General features: G+C 71.6%; 16 protein-coding genes. 9 read left to right on the top strand and 7 right to left on the bottom strand.

The window, feature by feature from the left end:
- Positions 1 to 45 precede the first annotated feature (45 nt).
- From R3E98_14590 to R3E98_14575, 4 genes are read left to right on the top strand one after another with little or no spacing between them, the layout of a single operon-like run.
- Complete coding sequence (locus tag R3E98_14590; protein ID MEZ4424634.1) at positions 46 to 1,167, top strand: nitrous oxide reductase accessory protein NosL; 1,122 nt, start codon at positions 46 to 48, stop codon at positions 1,165 to 1,167.
- Positions 1,164 to 2,402 carry a nitrous oxide reductase family maturation protein NosD gene (nosD, locus tag R3E98_14585; protein ID MEZ4424633.1) on the top strand — a complete coding sequence of 413 codons (1,239 nt, stop codon included), beginning with the start codon at positions 1,164 to 1,166 and terminating at the stop codon, positions 2,400 to 2,402. Before R3E98_14590 ends, nosD begins: the two co-directional genes overlap by 4 nt.
- Positions 2,399 to 3,187 carry an ABC transporter ATP-binding protein gene (locus tag R3E98_14580; protein MEZ4424632.1) on the top strand — a complete coding sequence of 263 codons (789 nt, stop codon included), beginning with the start codon at positions 2,399 to 2,401 and terminating at the stop codon, positions 3,185 to 3,187. Before nosD ends, R3E98_14580 begins: the two co-directional genes overlap by 4 nt.
- Entirely contained in the window at positions 3,187 to 3,984 is a 798-nt protein-coding gene (locus R3E98_14575) for an ABC transporter permease subunit (GenBank protein MEZ4424631.1), read from the top strand. The genes R3E98_14580 and R3E98_14575 overlap by 1 nt, the downstream gene beginning before the upstream one ends.
- Before the next feature lie 70 nt (positions 3,985 to 4,054).
- On the opposite strand, the gene R3E98_14570 is transcribed toward R3E98_14575, so the two are convergent.
- Positions 4,055 to 4,441, bottom strand: coding sequence for an Rrf2 family transcriptional regulator (locus R3E98_14570; GenBank protein MEZ4424630.1), 387 nt, complete (start codon positions 4,439 to 4,441; stop codon positions 4,055 to 4,057).
- Between the two features lie 116 nt (positions 4,442 to 4,557).
- Positions 4,558 to 5,790: a LamG-like jellyroll fold domain-containing protein gene (locus tag R3E98_14565; GenBank protein MEZ4424629.1), complete on the bottom strand. Its 1,233-nt coding sequence runs from the start codon at positions 5,788 to 5,790 to the stop codon at positions 4,558 to 4,560.
- A gap of 161 nt (positions 5,791 to 5,951) precedes the next feature.
- Here R3E98_14565 and R3E98_14560 point away from each other — a divergent pair, with 161 nt between their 5' ends.
- Positions 5,952 to 7,421: a serine hydrolase gene (locus R3E98_14560; protein MEZ4424628.1), complete on the top strand. Its 1,470-nt coding sequence runs from the start codon at positions 5,952 to 5,954 to the stop codon at positions 7,419 to 7,421.
- The gene (locus R3E98_14555) at positions 7,421 to 7,774 is read left to right on the top strand and encodes a tRNA-binding protein (GenBank protein ID MEZ4424627.1); all 354 of its coding nucleotides are present in this window, start codon (positions 7,421 to 7,423) and stop codon (positions 7,772 to 7,774) included. The genes R3E98_14560 and R3E98_14555 overlap by 1 nt, the downstream gene beginning before the upstream one ends.
- Positions 7,775 to 7,791: 17 nt before the next feature.
- On the opposite strand, the gene R3E98_14550 is transcribed toward R3E98_14555, so the two are convergent.
- On the bottom strand, positions 7,792 to 9,849 hold the full coding sequence (locus R3E98_14550) for a S9 family peptidase (GenBank protein ID MEZ4424626.1): 2,058 nt from the start codon (positions 9,847 to 9,849) through the stop codon (positions 7,792 to 7,794).
- Between the two features lie 220 nt (positions 9,850 to 10,069).
- Between R3E98_14550 and R3E98_14545 the strand changes: the two genes are divergently transcribed.
- Together R3E98_14545 and R3E98_14540 are read left to right on the top strand one after the other, a co-directional pair.
- Entirely contained in the window at positions 10,070 to 10,693 is a 624-nt protein-coding gene (locus R3E98_14545) for a lytic transglycosylase domain-containing protein (GenBank protein MEZ4424625.1), read from the top strand.
- A gap of 71 nt (positions 10,694 to 10,764) precedes the next feature.
- Positions 10,765 to 11,202: a DUF5658 family protein gene (locus R3E98_14540; GenBank protein ID MEZ4424624.1), complete on the top strand. Its 438-nt coding sequence runs from the start codon at positions 10,765 to 10,767 to the stop codon at positions 11,200 to 11,202.
- A gap of 24 nt (positions 11,203 to 11,226) precedes the next feature.
- Here the strand turns inward: R3E98_14540 and R3E98_14535 are convergent, their stop codons facing one another.
- The 4 genes from R3E98_14535 to R3E98_14520 all read right to left on the bottom strand — a co-directional run bounded on the left by R3E98_14535 (position 11,227) and on the right by R3E98_14520 (position 15,364).
- Positions 11,227 to 12,117 (bottom strand): M55 family metallopeptidase, encoded by an 891-nt coding sequence (locus R3E98_14535; GenBank protein ID MEZ4424623.1) that lies wholly within the window; start codon positions 12,115 to 12,117, stop codon positions 11,227 to 11,229.
- 121 nt (positions 12,118 to 12,238) lie between these two features.
- Positions 12,239 to 13,081: a prolipoprotein diacylglyceryl transferase gene (locus R3E98_14530; protein MEZ4424622.1), complete on the bottom strand. Its 843-nt coding sequence runs from the start codon at positions 13,079 to 13,081 to the stop codon at positions 12,239 to 12,241.
- Positions 13,082 to 13,102: 21 nt separating this feature from the next.
- Positions 13,103 to 14,083 (bottom strand): DUF3187 family protein, encoded by a 981-nt coding sequence (locus R3E98_14525; protein MEZ4424621.1) that lies wholly within the window; start codon positions 14,081 to 14,083, stop codon positions 13,103 to 13,105.
- A gap of 108 nt (positions 14,084 to 14,191) precedes the next feature.
- Positions 14,192 to 15,364: a hypothetical protein gene (locus tag R3E98_14520; protein MEZ4424620.1), complete on the bottom strand. Its 1,173-nt coding sequence runs from the start codon at positions 15,362 to 15,364 to the stop codon at positions 14,192 to 14,194.
- 200 nt (positions 15,365 to 15,564) lie between these two features.
- Here R3E98_14520 and R3E98_14515 point away from each other — a divergent pair, with 200 nt between their 5' ends.
- On the top strand, positions 15,565 to 16,986 hold the full coding sequence (locus R3E98_14515; GenBank protein ID MEZ4424619.1) for a glycosyltransferase family 4 protein: 1,422 nt from the start codon (positions 15,565 to 15,567) through the stop codon (positions 16,984 to 16,986).
- Positions 16,987 to 17,004 lie beyond the last annotated feature (18 nt).

The raw sequence follows: 17,004 nt of genomic DNA, 5'->3' as shown, positions 1-17,004 counted from the left end.
GGCCCGTCCGTCCCCCGGCCCGACCCCGATCTCGAGGAACCGATCATGATGACCCGAGCGAGCCGGATCCTGGTGCTGGTGGCCGCGTTGGCGCTGGGCCTGGTCTTCGCGCTCCCGGTGTGGACCATCGACCTGGAAGCCCCGCAGTACCCGGAGGGGCTGGGCATGGTGATCCGCGTGAACACCATCGAGGGGAAGAAGCCCAACGACCTCGGCAACATCAACAACCTGAACCACTACATCGGCATGCGCCGCATCGAGCCCGAGTCCATCCCGGAGCTCGTGTGGATGCCCTGGCTGGTGGGCGCGCTGCTGGCGGGGGGCGTGGCAGTGGCGGCGCTGGGTCGCCGCAAGGCGCTGTACGTCTGGACGGCAGGCTACCTGCTCATCGCGGTCGTCGGCCTCGCCGACTTCTACCGTTGGGAGCACGACTACGGGCACAACCTGGACGAGGAGCACGCGATCATCAAGATCCCCGGGATGAGCTATCAGCCCCCCCTGCTGGGCTCGCGGCAGATCCTGAACTTCACGGCCCACTCCTGGCCGGGCGCCGGCGGCTGGATCCTGGTGATGGTGGGCGTCACCGCCGTGGCTGTCGCCACCTCGGAGCTGCGGACCGGTCGGGGACCGCGTGTCCGACGCCCGCGCGCCCGGGGCGCGGCGCTTCCCGCCGCGGCCGCCCTGTCCGTGCTCGCGGTCGGGATGGGCGCGTGCGGCGCACCCGGACCGCGCCCCCTGGCCGTGGGGACCGACGTCTGTGAGCGCTGCCACATGACCGTCGCGGACGACGGGGGCGGTGCCGAGGCCATCGGCACACGGGGTCGCATCTACGTCTTCGATTCGATCGAGTGCATGGTGGCGTGGCTGGACCACGACCCGGATGCCGACTCCGGCTCCCTGTGGGTGCGGGACCGGTCCTCCGCGGATGGCCTGGTCGAGGCCGGGTCCGCCCACTACCTGGAGAGCGCCGGCCTGGGCTCACCGATGGGCCTGGGCCTGGTGGCGTTCGCCTCCGAGTCGGCGCGCGACCGCGCGCGCGCGCAGCACGGCGGGCGTGCGCTCGACTGGCAGGGCGCGCGCGCGCTGGTGGCGGAGCGCTGGCCGGGAGGGCAACCGGCGGCCGGACACGCCGCGCACGACGCGCATGCCGGGATGGGCGCGCCGTGAACGCCGCGCTATTGCTCCTGGCGTGGGTGGTGCCCTCGACGACCTGGATCGTCGTGGGTCCGGACGGGCCGCACACCAGCGTGGCGGCCGGGATCGCCGCGGCCGCACCGCACGACACGGTCTGGGTGCAGCCGGGCGTCTACGACGAACCCACCCTGGTGCTGGACCGGCCGGTCACCCTGGTCGGTGCGCCCGGAGCGGTGCTGGACGGCCGTGGCGAGCGCGGCCTGATCGTGGTGCGGTCGGATTCGGTCACCGTGCGCGGCCTCACCTTCCGCGATACCGGCATCTCGTTCACCGAGGATCGAGCCGCCCTGCTGGTGGACGGCGCCCGCTTCTGCACGCTCGAGGGCAACCGGTTCTTCGACACGTTCTTCGGCATCTACCTCGCCAACGCCGGCGACTGCCGGGTGGTGGGCAACACCCTCACGGCGAGCGCGACGCGCGAGACGCGCGCCGGCAACGGCATCCACCTGTGGTACTCGAAGCGTGTACGGGTGGAGGACAACCGCATCTCAGGACACCGGGACGGCATCTACTTCGAGTTCGTGGAGGACAGTGACGTCGAGCGCAACGACAGCGCCCACAACGTCCGGTACGGGCTCCACTTCATGTTCTCGGATGGATGCCGCTACCGCAGCAACCGCTTCGCGGCGAACGGTGCAGGTGTAGCGGTCATGTACACCCGCGACGTGCTGATGGTGGGCAACGACTTCGATCGCAACCGCGGGATGGCCGCCTACGGGCTGCTGCTCAAGGACATCCGTGACAGCCGCATCGAGGGCAATCGCTTCCGCGACAACAGCGTGGGGCTGTACGCCGAAGGCGTGACCCGCCTCACGGTGGAGGACAACGACTTCACCGGGAACGGGTGGGCCATCCAGCTCATGGCGAACAGCGAGGGGAGCCGCTTCGCCCGCAACACGTTCCTCGCCAACTCGTTCGACGTGTCGACCAACAGCCGGCGCACCCACAGCCGTTTCGAGGGCAACTACTGGGATCGCTACCGGGGCTACGATCTCGATCGGGATGGCGCGGGCGACGTGCCGTTCCACCCGGTGCGCCTGTTCGCCCTCCTCGCGGAGCAGACCCGGCCCATCCTGCTCCTGCACCGCAGCCTGCTGGTGCTCCTTCTCGACGTCGCCGAGCAGATCCTGCCCGTGCTGACGCCCGCCAATCTCGTGGACGAGCGTCCTCTGCTGACGCCGCCCACCTCCGCCTGGAGGATGTCGTGAGCCGCCGCAGCATGGCCCTGACCCTGGACGGGATCCACAAGCGCTACGGCCGCCATGCCGTGCTGCGGGGTGCAGGGCTGGAGCTGCACCCGGGACGCGTCACGGCCTTGCTGGGACCGAACGGGGCGGGCAAGACGACCCTCATCAAGGTGGCGCTGGGGCTGGTCCGCCCGGACGCGGGCTCCCTCGCGCTCCTCGGCGTGGAGGCCGGGCAGGGCTCGACGTATCGCCGCGACATCGGGTACATGCCGCAACTCCCCCGCTTCCCCGGCAACCTCTCCGCGCGCGAGCTGGCCGCGATGCTCGACGATCTGCGCGGCTTCCAGGGACCGCCGGACGAGGAGCTGGTCGGAGCCTTCGGCCTGGAGCCCTGGATGGATCGGCCGTTCCGGGCGCTGTCCGGCGGGACGCGGCAGAAGGTCAACGCGGCGCTCGCGTTCCGCTACCGCACGCCGGTGCTGATCCTGGACGAGCCGACGGCCGGGCTGGATCCGGTGGCGGCCCGCATCCTCAAGGCGAAGATCCGCGGTGAAGTGGACGCGGGAACCGCTGTCCTGCTCACCTCGCACGACCTGGGGCAGGTCACGGCGCTCGCCGACGACGTCGTGTTCCTGGTCGAGGGGACCGTGTGCTTCGCCGGCGCCCGCCTGGAGCTGCTGTCGCGCACCGGCCAGGCCGACCTGGAGGCGGCCGTCGCCAGCCTCCTGACCGGAGGCGGGGGCGCCTCCGCAGAACCGACGGACGTCCGCCGCATGACCCTGCACCCGGGGTGGGAGGTGGCCTGATGGACGAGCTGCGCACGGGGACCGCGAACGTCCTCACCTACACACTGCGCGACACACTCCGGGGACGGGGTGTCGCAGGGTACGCGCTTTTCTTCGCGGCGGTGAGCGCCGGCCTGCTCCGCTTCGGCGGCGGGCTCGAGCGCGCGCTGCCGTCGCTCGCCAGCGTCACGCTGCTGGTCGTGCCGCTGGTGAGCGTCCTCTTCGCGGCCATCGCGCTCTACGAGGGCCGCGACTTCATCGAGCTCGTCCTGTCCCACCCGGTCGGGCGCCGGCCGCTCTTCCTGGCGCTCTACCTGGGCCTGGCGCTGCCGCTCGCCACGGCGTTCTGCGTGGGCACCGTGCTGCCGCTGGCGCTGCACGGGTTGGCCGACCACGCGGCTGCGGCCATCCGCGTGGTGCTGGGCGGTGTGCTCCTCACGCTGGTCTTCACGGCCATCGGGTGCTGGGTGGCCCTGCGCGTCGCCGAGACGGCACGCGGCCTGGGCCTGGCCCTCCTGCTCTGGCTGGCGCTCACGGTCCTGTACGACGGGGCCGTCCTCCTGGGTGCGCATACCTTCGCGGCCTGGCCGCTGGAGCGGCCCCTGCTGCTGGCCATGATCCTCAACCCGGTGGATCTGGCCCGCGTGCTGGCCCTGCTGGCCCTCGACGCCTCGGCGCTCACGGGGTACACGGGCGCCGTCTTCCAGCGCTTCTTCGGCAGCGCGGTGGGCGTGGCCGTGGCCGTGGGTGCCCTGCTCGCCTGGATCGCCCTGCCGGTGGCGCTGGCCCTGCGCCGCTTCGAGCGGATGGATCTCTGAGCGAGGCCGAGCGCCGCGGTCCGCCCCGTGCGGGCCCCGGGGCCTGGACCACCGGCGACCTGAGGAGCGTCTAGAGCAGGTCCGCGAGCGAGTGCTTCTCGAAGAAGCGGAAGACCGGCGCGCTGGCTTCGCGCCAGGCGGTGTGGGCGGGGCAGCTTCCGACCTCCGAACAGGTCCCGCGCCCCAGGAGACACTGGCGCGTGCTCCCCATCTCGTCGAAGCGCTCCACGACCTCGAGCAACCGGATCTGGTCCGCCGGCCGCGCCAGCCGGAAGCCGCCATGGCGGCCGCGCTCGGAGACCAGCACGCCCTGGCGCGCGAGTGTGTTCAGGATCTTTGCGAGATAGGTGCCCGGCACGCCGAGCGATTCGGCCACCACCCCAGCGGGGACCGGGCCCTCCTGTCGGGCGATGTGGAGCGCAGCATTGAGCGCGTAGCCTGCCGTGCGGGAGACCACGGTTCAGACGCCTGCGGATGGCAAGGCGCGGAGCGAGCGAGCCTGGGTGACGATCAGGGCCTGCATGGACCGGGACCTGCGCGGGAGGCGGATCCGGACGGGAGGTTCGTCCACCGTCACGGGGGCCCGTCCGGGTGGGTCTCACACCGGGCCGGGGGCCGTTCAACGGTATAGACGATCGAGGTCACCTGCCAGCGGCGCCCGGTGCGGACCATCTGGAACGCGTCGATCCCGCAATGACTGAAGGTCGAGTCCCAGTACAGATCGTAGGGAGCCCATACGGTGGCGATGCCCTCCCGGACCTGCACCCGGGCGTCCCACAAACGCTCGATCGGGACCCGGTCGGCTCCGGCGATCTGCCGGAAGAACGTGGCGCGGTCGGACGCCCGCGCGACCGTCGAATCCCCGACCGCGCTGGTGGCGACGAGCGTCAGGGCGGGGTGGGAGAGCGGCGCCAGCCGCGTGGTGTCGCGGGCCGCCATCGCCGCGAAGAAGCGCTCGGCCACGTCCAGCACGGCCCGCTCCTCGGCGCCGAAGCGCGCGGAGAAGGCGACGATCTCCTGCTCCGTCCAGGCGCGCTCGAACACCAGCACCTCGTCCAGGGCACCCACGAACGGCATCGACTGGTGCGCTTCGTTGCCTTGGTGGGACTCGAAGCCGGCATAGCACGCATCCGTGCGGTGGAGATCGCCCGGGTTCCAGCGCCCCCCTTCGGCGGCCGCGGCGCTCCGCAGGTGGGTGTCCGCCGGTGCGGGTCGGCCATCCACCCAGATCCGCACCAGATCGGTGTCGATGGGGTCGCCGGCCGTCCCGTCGAGCACGACGACCACGGAGCTCCAGCGACCGCGGCGCACGGTCCCGGGCGCGGTGGATACGCCCCCGCCCCGGGTGTCACCCAGGCGGTAGCGGTCGTCGGGGGTGATCCAGAAGGCCCAGACGTCGTCGCAGGCCAGCACGTGCTGATGAAGCCCCAACGAGTCGACCCGCATCCAGGCCGCGATCGTGAGCGGTCCCTCCAGGTCGAGGTCGGCGTGCTCCGCGACGTGGACGCGCTCCGCGACACGCGCGAAGGCGAGCGCACCGCCCAGCAGACCCGCCACCGGGGTCGTGACGCCGAGCTCGCCGTGGTGGCCGCGTCCGCTGAAGTCCCGCAGTCGCCCATCCGCCGTCCGCGTCTCCATGTCCCAGGCGAGGACCAGACCCGTGGACGCGATGGCCGCGCTACCGGTGGGCAGTCCCTCGCGGATCCCGGCGAACGTGCCCGGCTCCTGTCCCGTGAGAGGCGGCGGGAGGACGCACAGCGCGAGTAGCGGGGCGCACCACCGCCACCGGACACAGCGAGCGTCCATGAGGGCCTCCGGACAGGGGGACTCGCGACCGGCCCACGGTCGGGCCGCTGGGACGATAGCACGCGGCCCGCCCCGCGGCACCCGCGCGCGCGCCCGGCGACTGGACCCGCCGGCCGGCGCGGGCGCATGTTGCTCCCTCCACCGCGAACCCCGGAGCTCCCATGACCCGCACCTCCCTCTTCCACGCGCTCGTGCTCGGCGTGGTCCCGCTCGCGACGTCCGCCGCGTCCGCGCAGGACGTCGCCCGGGATCCCCGGGTCTCGGAGGCACTGGCCGTGGTCACGACCTGGCTCGACGCCCAGCGGGCCTACGAGCAGATCCCCGGGTTCTCGGCGGCCGTGGTCCACGACCAGGAGCTGGTCTGGAGCGGCGCGATGGGGATGGCCCACCCGCAGCGCGGCGAGGCAGCGACCGCCGCCACGCTCTACAGCATCTGCTCCATCTCCAAGCTCTTCACGTCCGTGGCCGTGCTGCAGCTGCGCGATCGCGGCCTCCTGGACCTGCGCGACCCGGTGCAGAAGCACCTGCCCTGGTTCACCCTCGCGCAGCGCTACGAGGGGGCGGCACCGATCACGGTCGAAGGCGTCCTGACCCATTCGGCCGGGCTGCCGCGCGAGTCCAACCACCCGTACTGGAGCGAGCCCGACTTCACGTTCCCGACGCACGACGAGATCGTGGACGGACTGGCCGAGCAGGAGACGCTGTACCCCCCGTGGAAGTACTTCCAGTACTCCAATCTGGGTCTGACGCTGGCGGGGGAGATCGTGGCGGCGGTGTCCGGGCGGCCGTACGCCGACTACGTGGAGAGCGAGATCCTGGCGCCCCTGGGCCTGCACGACACGCACCCGGAGATCCCCGCGCAGCACGAGGGGGGCCGGCTGGCCACTGGCTATGGCGCGCCGACCCGGGACGGCACCCGGCACGAGGTGGCGCCCTTCCAGACCCGCGGGATCGCGCCGGCCGCCGGCTTCGCCAGCACCGCGGAGGACCTGGCGCGCTTCGCCTCCTGGCAGTTCCGGCTGACCGGGGAGCGCCGCGAGGTCCTGAGCGCCCACACGCTCGCCGAGATGCAGCGCGTGCACTACGTGGATCCGGCGTGGAACACGTTCTGGGGCCTGGGCTTCAGCATCTCGCGCCGGGGCGAGCGCACGTTCGTCGGGCACGGGGGAAGCTGCCCCGGGTTCCGCAGCCAGCTCACCATGCAGAACGACGATCGCATCGCGACCGTGTTCATGGCGAACGCGATGGTGAACGCAGGGACCTACACCAACGGCATGTACGACCTGGTGGCCGAGGCGATCCGGACAGCGGCCGCGGGGGAAGGCGAGGAAGCACCGAGCGCCGAGTCGGAGCCGACGCTCGATCTGACGCCGTATGTCGGCACCTATTCGGCCCAGCCCTGGGGCTCGGAGACCGCCGTGGTGCGGTGGAAGGGCGGCCTGGCGTTCCTGTCCCTGCCGACCGACCAACCGCTGCGCGCGTTGACGCGCCTGCGCCACGACGCCGGCGACACGTTCTACCGGATCCGCGACGACGGCGAACGCGGGGAGGACGTGATCTTCCACCGCGACGGCCAGGGCCGCGTCACCCACTACACCGTGTTCGGCAACCGCTCCGCGAGGATCCGCTGATGCAACCCGCTCCCATCAAGCCGACGATCACGTTCGACGACTTCCAGAAGCTCGACATCCGCGTCGGCACCATCGCGGAGGTGACCGAGGTCGAGGGCTCCGCGAAGCTGCTCCGGCTCCGCGTGGACTTCGGGGATCACACCCGCATCATCCTCTCGGGGATGAAGAAGGAGCGTCCCGACCTCAAGGCGCTCGAAGGCGTCCAGACCCTGTTCGTGGTCAACCTCGAGCCCCGTCCCATGGCCGGGGAGGTCTCCGAGGGCATGCTGTTCGATCTCGGACACGCAGATGGCGTCACGCCGCGCTTCGCCGTCCCCGAAGGCCCCATCCCGGACGGGTCCCGCGCCGGCTGAGCCGGCGCGGGGACGGCTCATGCGTCCTGACCGTCCTCGCTCACCGCACGCGCGGGCGTAGGAACCTCCTCCCACGTGTAGTCGCGTTCGCGCACCCAACGCTCGAACCAGTCCAGCTCCACGTTCGCCTTGAACAGACGATGGCGGAGCTCCTGCCATCCGTGGCCTTCGCGGGGAGCCACGTACAGGTGCGTGGGCACATCGTTGCTCTTGAGGCCGCGGTACATCTCCACGGATTGGGGCATGGGCACGCGGGCATCCTCCTCCCCGACCAGGAACAGCGTCGGAGTGGTGACGTTGGCCACGTCCTTGAGCGGCGAATCCTCCCAGTAGCGCTCCACCGGCGCGTCCTTCTGCCAGGGCGTGCCACCGAACCACGGCGTCCGGTAGGTGCGGACGTCCGATTGCGCATACATGGACACCCAGTTCGCGGCACCCGCGCCGGAGGATGCGGCACGGAAGCGGTCGGTGACGGTGATGATCTTGTTGGTCATGTGGCCACCGGCGCTCCAACCCATCTTGGCCATGCGCTCGCCATCCACCAGACCCTCCGCGATGAGGTGGTCGACGCCCGCCATCACGTCCAGGTGGGCCTGGTCGAAGTAGTGCCCCACCATGTTGCGGAGGAAGTCGTCTCCGTATCCGGTGCTCCCGCGATAGTTGGGCTTGAAGACGAAGTAGCCGAGCGCGGTCAGCTTGTGTGTGTAGTTGTGCGCGTTGCCGAAGCCGAACTTGTCGGACGCGGCCGGCCCGCCGTGGGTCTGCACCACCAGGGGATAGCGCTGCCCCTCCCGCCACTCGAGCGGATAGAAGAGCAGCCCCTCCACCTCGACCCCGTCCTCGCCGGTCCAGGTGATGGCCTCCTGCCGTGGAAGGGCGAAGCGGGTGGCGAGATCGTCGAAGACGTGCGTGACCTGTCGAGGGGTCGGCGTCGCGCGCCCTCCGGTGTCCAGGACCCAGAGATCGCCGTTGTTCGTGGCGGTGTTCAGTCCGAACACGTGGCGGTCCACGGCCGGGGCGTAGTCCCACGACCCCAGGGTATGGTCACCCCTGGTGACCTGCGTCCAACGACCGTCGGAAACGCCGACGCGGAACAGCTCGGTGCGCACGCCGGTGTTGGCCACGAACCAGATGCTGGCCCCGTCCGCCGACCAGGTGGCGTCGGTGACCTCGTAGGGGAGGTCGGGCATCAGCACCCGGGGGGTGCCCCCCTGCGCCGGGACGAGGAAGATCTTGTCGTTGTAGTAGGTCTCGAGCCGCTCGTTGGAGTCGGACCGGAAGAGCACGGTTCTGCCGTCCGGCGACAGCTCCGCGCCCGCTTCGGTGACGTCGTTGTCGGTCAGGCGCGTCGAAGCGCCGCTGGCCACGTCCAACACCCACACGTCGGCTTCGTCGGCGTTGTCGTAGAGCGGCGAAGGCGCGCGATGCAGGACGACGCGCGACCCGTCGCGCGACAGCGCATACCCGATGATGGAGCCGTCCCCGTCGGTCATGCGCTCGGGGGCCCCGCCGTCCACCGGCACCCGCCACAGGTGCCGCTCCTCGTAGTTCTCGTCGTACGCGTAGACGTCGTCGAGCTCGTCCAGTCGCTCCTGCAGCTCGTCCGTGCGGGGATCGGGCGCCAGGAACCAGACCCAGCGGCCATCGGGCGACCAGCGGGGATCGGCCGGGGCCGTGGGATGATCCGTCAGCGGCCAGGCCTCGCCGCCGCGCGCGCCGATGAGCCAGATCTCCTGGCCCTCGCGCCCGGGGCGCTCGGCCAGGAAGGCGAGCGTAGCGCCGTCCGGCGACCAGCGCGGGCTCGTCTCGCCCTTCTCCCCGTTGGTGAGCTGTACGGCCTCGCCACCCGCGACGGGCACCCACCAGACGTGCTGCACCGTTTCGTTGCGCTCCCAGTCCGCCTCGCTGCGTACGAACGCGATCCGCGCTCCATCCGGCGCGAGATCCGCGTCGCCCAGGGAGGACAACTCGATCAGGTCCACGACGGTCATGGGTCGAGGCGCAGTCTGGGCCTGCAGGGCACCCGGAGCCGTGCCCAGCACGGCAGCGAGCAGGGAAACGGCGCGGCGGAGCATGGCGTGAACCTCTCTCGGGCGGGTCCGTGGAGCGTGCGGCGTCCGGGTGCAATAGAAGGCCCGCCGATCCGCCGCCGCCAGGGCTTCGCGCCGTTCCTACGGCATCGTGCGTCCGCATCTACGTCGTCCGGCCTGTCCGCCGCGGGCGGGCGACGTCGCCCTCCAGGATGGCAGGGAGGCGCCTCCGCCTCCGGCCCTACCCCGACGGGAGCGACCCCCCGTGCGCAACGCGACGCTTCTCCTGGTTCCGGCCCTGTTGCTCGCGGCGACCCGGCCCCCACCGGATGTCTCCCCTGCGGGAGCGCAGCCCGAACGCTCGGAGCTCCATGAGCGTGTGGAGCGTCTCCGATCCGGGATCGAGCGCGCGGACTCCGTCTATCGAGCCGAGGTGGAGCCGCTCACCACGATGCTCGCGACGTTCTCGGACGATTCCGCGTTCGTGCGCACGCTGGCGCTGGCCCTGGTGGGCGCCGGACGCGACGCCGGACTCGATCCCCGCCTCCTGACGGCCGTCCTGTTGGTGGAGAATCCGTGGTTGGACCCTGCCGCCCGGAGCCCGGTCGGGGCGGTCGGCCTGCTGCAGGTGATGCCGTTCCACGCCGGGCGCTGGGGCTGCCCGGGTTCCGATCTGGAGGACATCGCCACCAACCTGTGCCACGGCGCCCGCCTGCTGCGGACCCTCGTCGACCGCTCCGGCGGGGACATGGAGCGGGCGCTTCTGCGCTACAACGGATGTGTGCGCGGACGCAACACATCCGACTGCCACCTCTACCCCGCCAAGGTGTATGCCCGGGCAGGCGAAGTCCTTGTCCGACGGTGGTTGGACGTGTCATCCTCGCCCTGAGTCGGCTCCTGGCATACGCCCTGCCCATCGAGCCGGACCAGCATCCCGATCCGACCCGTCAGGAGAGGCCCATGGAGCGTCGACGCGCGGACCGCCGACAGGCCCACGTCCTGTTCTCCGATTGGCGTTGGGCGCTCAAAGGCCGACGCAGGAACGGGCGTCGCGTCGGCGACGCCGCCGCGACCGGTCTCGACTGGCACCATCCGTGGTTCCTGGTGGTGACGATCGTCGTGATGGCGCTCAGCACCCTGGACGCGATCTTCACGCTGGAGCTGATCGCCCGCGGTGTCGTGCGCGAGGCCAACCCCGTGATGCGCGCGCTCATGGAGCTCGACATCCAGCTCTTCGCGAACTTCAAGGTCCTGCTGACCGGGTTTGCGCTGCTCATCCTCGTGGCCTGCAACCAGAGCTCCGTGCTGCGCTTCGTGCCGGTGCGGGGCATCCTCCACGGGATCCTGCTGTTCTACACGGCGCTCATCGGCTACGAGGTCGCGCTCCTGTCGCTGTGACCCCAGCCTCCGGGACGTGCCCGCTCAGGGCGCCAGTCCCGGCTGGTAGTGCGAGATGAACTGCAGGAAGCGGGAGATCTCCACCATGGAGTCCGCCTGCATGCGGATGGTGTGCGCGTCGACCAGCTCCACGAAGGGCAGGTAGGCCAGCACCTGCGCCTGCTGGTAGTGCTTGAAGGCCACCTCCAGCTGGAGGGGACCCTCCAGCCGGTAGGCGCGCCGCGCAGCGTGGGCGCGCACCCCCGCTTCCACCGCCGCCCGGATGCGCTCGCGCCCGACCGCCGGCATGACGGTCACGGCCGAGTGGAAGCCGAGCGCCTGCTTGACGACGGCCCCGTCGATCGTGCCGAGCAGGCGCTCGGCTTCGGCCACGATGGCGTCGTCGCCGGAGATCGCCACGACGGGCACACCGAAGTGGCCGGCGACGGCGGCGTTCAGACCGGCCTCGGGCATCTCGATGCCGTTCAGCCGCACCGCCGTGAGGTTGGCGCTGGATAGCGTATGCGCCCTCACGCCTTCGGGATTGGTGGTGCTGGCGTGGTAGCCGATGAAGACCGCGGCGTCGAACGTCGAGTCGATGCCTTCCATCATGCCGAGCGGACGCGGCCAGGCGCGCACCAGCAGCACGTCCTCCGGCAACCGCTCGATGAGGAGGTTCTGGCCGTTGCCGTGGGAGTCCGCCACCACGATCTCGGTGGCGCCCGCGGCCCGCGCGCCCTCGATGGCGGCGTTGACCTCGTCCGTCATGAACTCGCGGAAGCGTCCGTACTCGAAGCCGCCGGGTCCGAGCTGCTCTCCCGTGACGACCCCCGTGATCCCCTCGAGGTCGGCGGAGATGTGGACCTTGAGGCCCTGGGCGGATACGGGGGCGGCGGCGAGCAGGAGTGCGGCCGCGGCCAGCGGGAGACGGATCATGGGGACGCTCCGGTGGAGGACGTGGATGCACCCGAGCATCCGGCGTGGGGGGAGCCGGCGCAACCCGGGGCGCGGCGGACCGGACCCGCCGCGGGCCGGGCCGTGTCGCCCGCCCGCCCGCTCAGCGTCGCGCCGGCGCGCCCCGGAGCCGTGTCACCATCCAGAGCGAGAGCGCGAGCAGCACCACCGAGATGACCTGCGCCTGCGAGAATACGCCGAACAGGAAGCGATCCCCCTTCAGCCGCACGATCTCGAGCAGGAAGCGATTGACGGCGTAGAGCCCCAGCCAGGCGCCGAAGACCCACCCCGGCTTGTGCGGGACGTGGCGCAGACGGAGCAGGACCAGCAGGATCAGGAAGGAGGTGCCGATCTCGTAGAGCTGCGTGGGATGCACCGGGATCACGTCGCCGAAGCGGGCGATCAGCTCCGGATCCACGTCGACGCCATAGCGGTCCCGCAACACGCCCACGGTGGTCGGAGGTGCACCTTCGGGGAACGCCACACCGACCCAGGAGCCGGTCGGGCGCCCGTAGTCGTCGCCCGCCATGAAGCACCCGAACCGACCCACCGCGATGCCGACGGGGAGGCCCAGCGCGATGGCGTCGAACGTCTTCCCCACGTCCATCCCGTGCCGGCGCATGTAGACCCACACCATCGCGCTGGCCAGGATGAAGCCGCCGTACCAGGTGAAGCCCGTCCCGGACAACAGCGCGCCGGCGCCCCCCGCCAGCATGCCCGGGTTGGTCAGCACGAAGTAGAGCTTGCCCCCCACGATCCCGCCGATGAGCGCCCAGAAGACCAGGTCGCTCATCCGTTCTCCATCCTCTCCCAGCCGATCCAGCTCGCGCCGCGCCACGATCCCCGCGGCGATGAAGGAGAGGAAGAGCAGGATGCCGAAGGACTGCACCTCGGCGCCGCCGATGAGCGGCAAACCGTCGGGAAAGCGGAACAACACGGGTCGCACGGAATCCTCCGGTGGCGGCGGCTACGGCCAGGCGCGCCAGAGCTGCAGGTGAACGGTGAAGTCCACGGATGGACCGTTGGGGGGCACGTCCTCCACGAATCCGAGCGCCCACCGCCACGCCCGGCGCTGTCCGGCGACGGCGACCGTGAGCAGCGACGGCAGGTCGTCCAGCTCGTCGATGCCCGTGTCTCCCAGATAGGGGGTCGACAGCGCCCACTGCGCCAGCAGCGAAGTGGGCCCGAACGTCCGCTCCGTCGCCAGCGCCAGGTACGTCGCGGCGCGGTGGGCCCAGGGACGCGCCCATTCCGGTGCGTTGACCGTGGTCACCCCCGCCATGCCGTGCAGGTGCCACCGGGTCCAGGAGCGCCGCGCCAGCACCTCGAGCGCCGCGTCCGCCCGGCCCGTGCCGGTACCGTCCTGACCGAGGGGCAGCTCGGTCGTGGCGCGCACCGACAGCGCTCCCCGGTCGCTGCGGCGCGCTCCCCATTTCACGAACACCTGCGGATCCTCGAACGAGATCGTGCGCCGGGGCGCGCGATAGACGAGATCGCCCCGACGGTCGCGCAGCTCCACGCCGTACTGGTTCTGTCGCACCCGTTCGCGATCGCCGTTGGGAAGGCCGAATGCGTCGTGGAGCCCCTCGACCAGCGGATCGAGGAACCCGCCCCATGACGCCTGCACGGACATGCGGCCGCCGATCTCCCAGGCCGACCCCAGGGCGTGCCGGAGGGTCCACGTGCTCGTCAGGCGTTCGAGATCGAAGTACTGCTCGGCCGCGTCGCTCTCGCCCCACTCGAAGATGTTCGAGTAGGCGTGGGTCACGTCCAGGCGCAGCGCCCCGGCCGGAAGCACGTCCGCCGTCTCGAGCACGGGGACATAGAAGAGCTCATAGAAGGGATTGCGCTCGCTCACGCCCAGGGGTCCGACGAACGGCTCCTGGGCCGCGAGGGGGACGGACCCCAGGAGCGGGGCCACGAGCGCGGCGACGGCGAGGCGGTGCACCCCACAAGATAGGGCGCACCGCCCCGCGGTCGAGACGCGTGGGTCCGGGCGGGCGGTGGACCTGCCCGCGGGTCGCGGACCGGTCGGCCCCCGCAGAGCGCGGACCGGCTACCCCTCGAGCCGGTAGCGCTCCAGGTACTGCAGGTCCATGTCGTCGACGTGCACCACGTAGGCCGTGCCGTCCCCGAACCCGATGAGTCGCCGGTCCGGCTCCAGCTCCACCTCGCCCAGAGGCCGGCCGTTCGCATCGACGATCGCGTACAGGGGGGCCTCGCCCGCCTCGCGGTGCAGCCGCACCCACACGCGTCCCTGGGGGTCCACCTGGATGTCGCCGGGCTCGAAGGCCGGCTTGGTCTCCGGCCACGTGTAGTCGTCGATCGCGCTACGGCTGCCCCCGCCGCGCGCAAAGCTGGTCCGGACGCTGCCGTTGTCCATCTCCACGGAGATGCCCACACCGCCGCCGCGCTGCGCGGCCGTTTCGACCCACTCGCGCTTCTCCGCCGTCCCGATGCGGACCGGCTGGTAGCGCACGGGGGGCCCCGTCACCGGCCCCGCGCCCGCGCCGACCCACTCCACGTGCCAGGTCGAGCCGGAGCGCACGAAGGCGACCCGGCCGTCCCGGGCGACCGCCCACCCGTCGGCGGCGGCCAGCGGGATCTGCCGGATCTGTCGCTGCTGGTTGTTGGGCCCGCCGGAGACGCGGTCCTCGCGGTCGGGGAGGGCCACCTCGCCCACCACCTCGACGGCGCCGGTGGTCAGATCCCAGCGCTTGACCTGCGCGTGGGTGGGCAGCTGCCCACCGGGCGACATCCCCATCGCCTGGTAGTAGACGCGGCCCTCGCCATCCACGGCGGCGGGGAGGCGCGGCTCGAAGTTCCCGCCCGGGCCGGGGCTCCCCGTGGCCAGCGGATGGGTCCGCCCGAACGAGAGATCGGGACCGAGCTCGGTCAGACGCGCGTTCCCGAGGTCGACCAGCAGGGTGCGTCCTCCCGGCAGCGCGTGGACCGCGTCCGGTTGCCGGTACTCCTCCGGCCCCTGGCCTTCGCGCCCGATGGCTTCGCTGCGACCGGAGGCGAAATCGACGACCTGCAGGGTCTTCGACAGGGGGTCGGCCACGAGCACCCGCCCGTCCGGCAGCTCGCGGGCGCGGTTGACCAGTCCGAAGCCCTCGGCGAAGCGGGCCTCGCGCACCAGGCGGGGAACCGCCTGTCCGCTGGCCTCCACCCCGGTCACCGCGAGCGCCACACCGGACAGGATCGCCGCCCTCGTCACCATCCTCATGCTGAGCCTCCTGGAGAGTCGACTGTGCCGGCTTCCGATGCGTCCGCCGCGCCCGGGGGTTGTCCGCCGCCGGGCCCCCCCGGCCTCTGCCGGACCCGGGCCTTTCAACGGCGCAGGACTTGCACTTAGCTTCGAGCTACCCCCGTGACAACACCGTGGTCACCCTGAGCACCCGAGCGCCAGAGAGGCGGAACGGTCGCGTGATCGACACCGAACGGGGCAACCCACCGACATTGGAGTTGGCCGCGCCTGGCGCATGGGCCGGCCCCAGCGGTGGGCGGTCCGCCCAGGAGGCGGCGGGCGCGCGACTGCGTGTCCTCCTCCTCGCACATGCCTATCCCCCGTTTCCGGCCTCGGGATCGATGCGGGCCGAGAAGATCGCCCAGGCCCTGGTGGCCCGCGGCCACCACGTCACGGTGCTCACGGCGCCTGCCGTCGAGGGGGAGCGGGGCATGCGGCTGCGGACGGCCGACCTGGACGTTCGCGCCATCCGCTACCCCCGGAGCCCCCGCTTCCTGTGGATCCGGCTCCGGACCCGGCTGGGGCGCGCCGGGAACGGCGAGCATGACCTCGGCCCGGCCGTGCGCGGCACGCCGCCGGAGAAGCGTCAGGGTCGGGGACCGCGGCACCTGGGACGATCGCTGCTCTTCCTGCCGGACGACGAGCAGGGGTTCGGGCTCGCTGCGGCCGTCCACGGCCTCGCGCTGGGCCGGCATGCCTTCGACGTCCTCTACAGCACGGCTCCGCCCTTCTCGAGCCACCTGGCCGCCTGGGTCCTCCACCGCCTGACCGGGGTGCCCTGGATCGCGGAGTTCCGCGATCCGTGGACCAACAACCCGGTCAACCTCAAGCCGCGCACGGAGTGGACCGACCGGATGGAGCGCCGGATGGAGGCGCTGGTGGTCCGTTCCGCGGACCGCGTCGTCGTGGGCACCCGCCGCCTGCTGGAGGAGATGGCCGAACGGTACGGACCCGCCAGCGCGTCGAGGCTCCTCCTCGTGCGCAACGGCATCGACCAGATCGCGGAGGGCGCGACGTCGCCGCGACGCCGACCCTGCCTGCTCCACCTGGGGACGCTGTACGGCTCGCGCTCGGCGCAGGCGCTCCTGGAGGGCCTGGGGCGCGTGGTCGCGCGTGAGACCGAGCCTTCCGCACTGCGGGTCCGCTTCGTCGGCGTGGGGTCGGAGCGGCACCAGGAGGATCTGCGGCAGGTCGCCCGTGGCCTGGGCGTGGCGGGCGAGACGTCCTTCGAGCCCTGGCAGGCGCGGGAGGAGGCGCTACGCACGCTCGCCGACGCGGACTTCCCCATCCTGCTGGCGCTCGGTCAACCCGCGCAGGTCCCGAACAAGCTCTACGAGTATCTGGGCACCCGGAAGCCGATCATCGCGCTGGTGGACGACGAGGGGGAGTCGGCCCGTCTCCTCCGTCGCGCCGGTGGGCACATCCTCCTGACGGAGGACACCCCCGAAGCCTGGGCCACCGCGCTGGGAGCCGCGCTCGAGCGCGCCCGGGGGCCCGAGGTCGCGGTGGGCTCTCCCGAGGTGCTCCGGCTGTGGAGCACGGAGCGGCAGTTCGACCGGCTCGTCGACGCGGTCGAGGGGAAGCGCGTCGACTCCGAATAGGACCCGCCCCGCGTCGGA

The organism is Gemmatimonadota bacterium (assembly GCA_041390125.1).
In the GTDB taxonomy this organism is placed as follows: Bacteria; Gemmatimonadota; Gemmatimonadetes; order Longimicrobiales; family Gaopeijiaceae; genus JAGQIF01.
The sequence above is the reverse complement of the archived record's forward strand: the minus strand, read 5'-3'. Positions and strand labels throughout refer to the sequence as shown.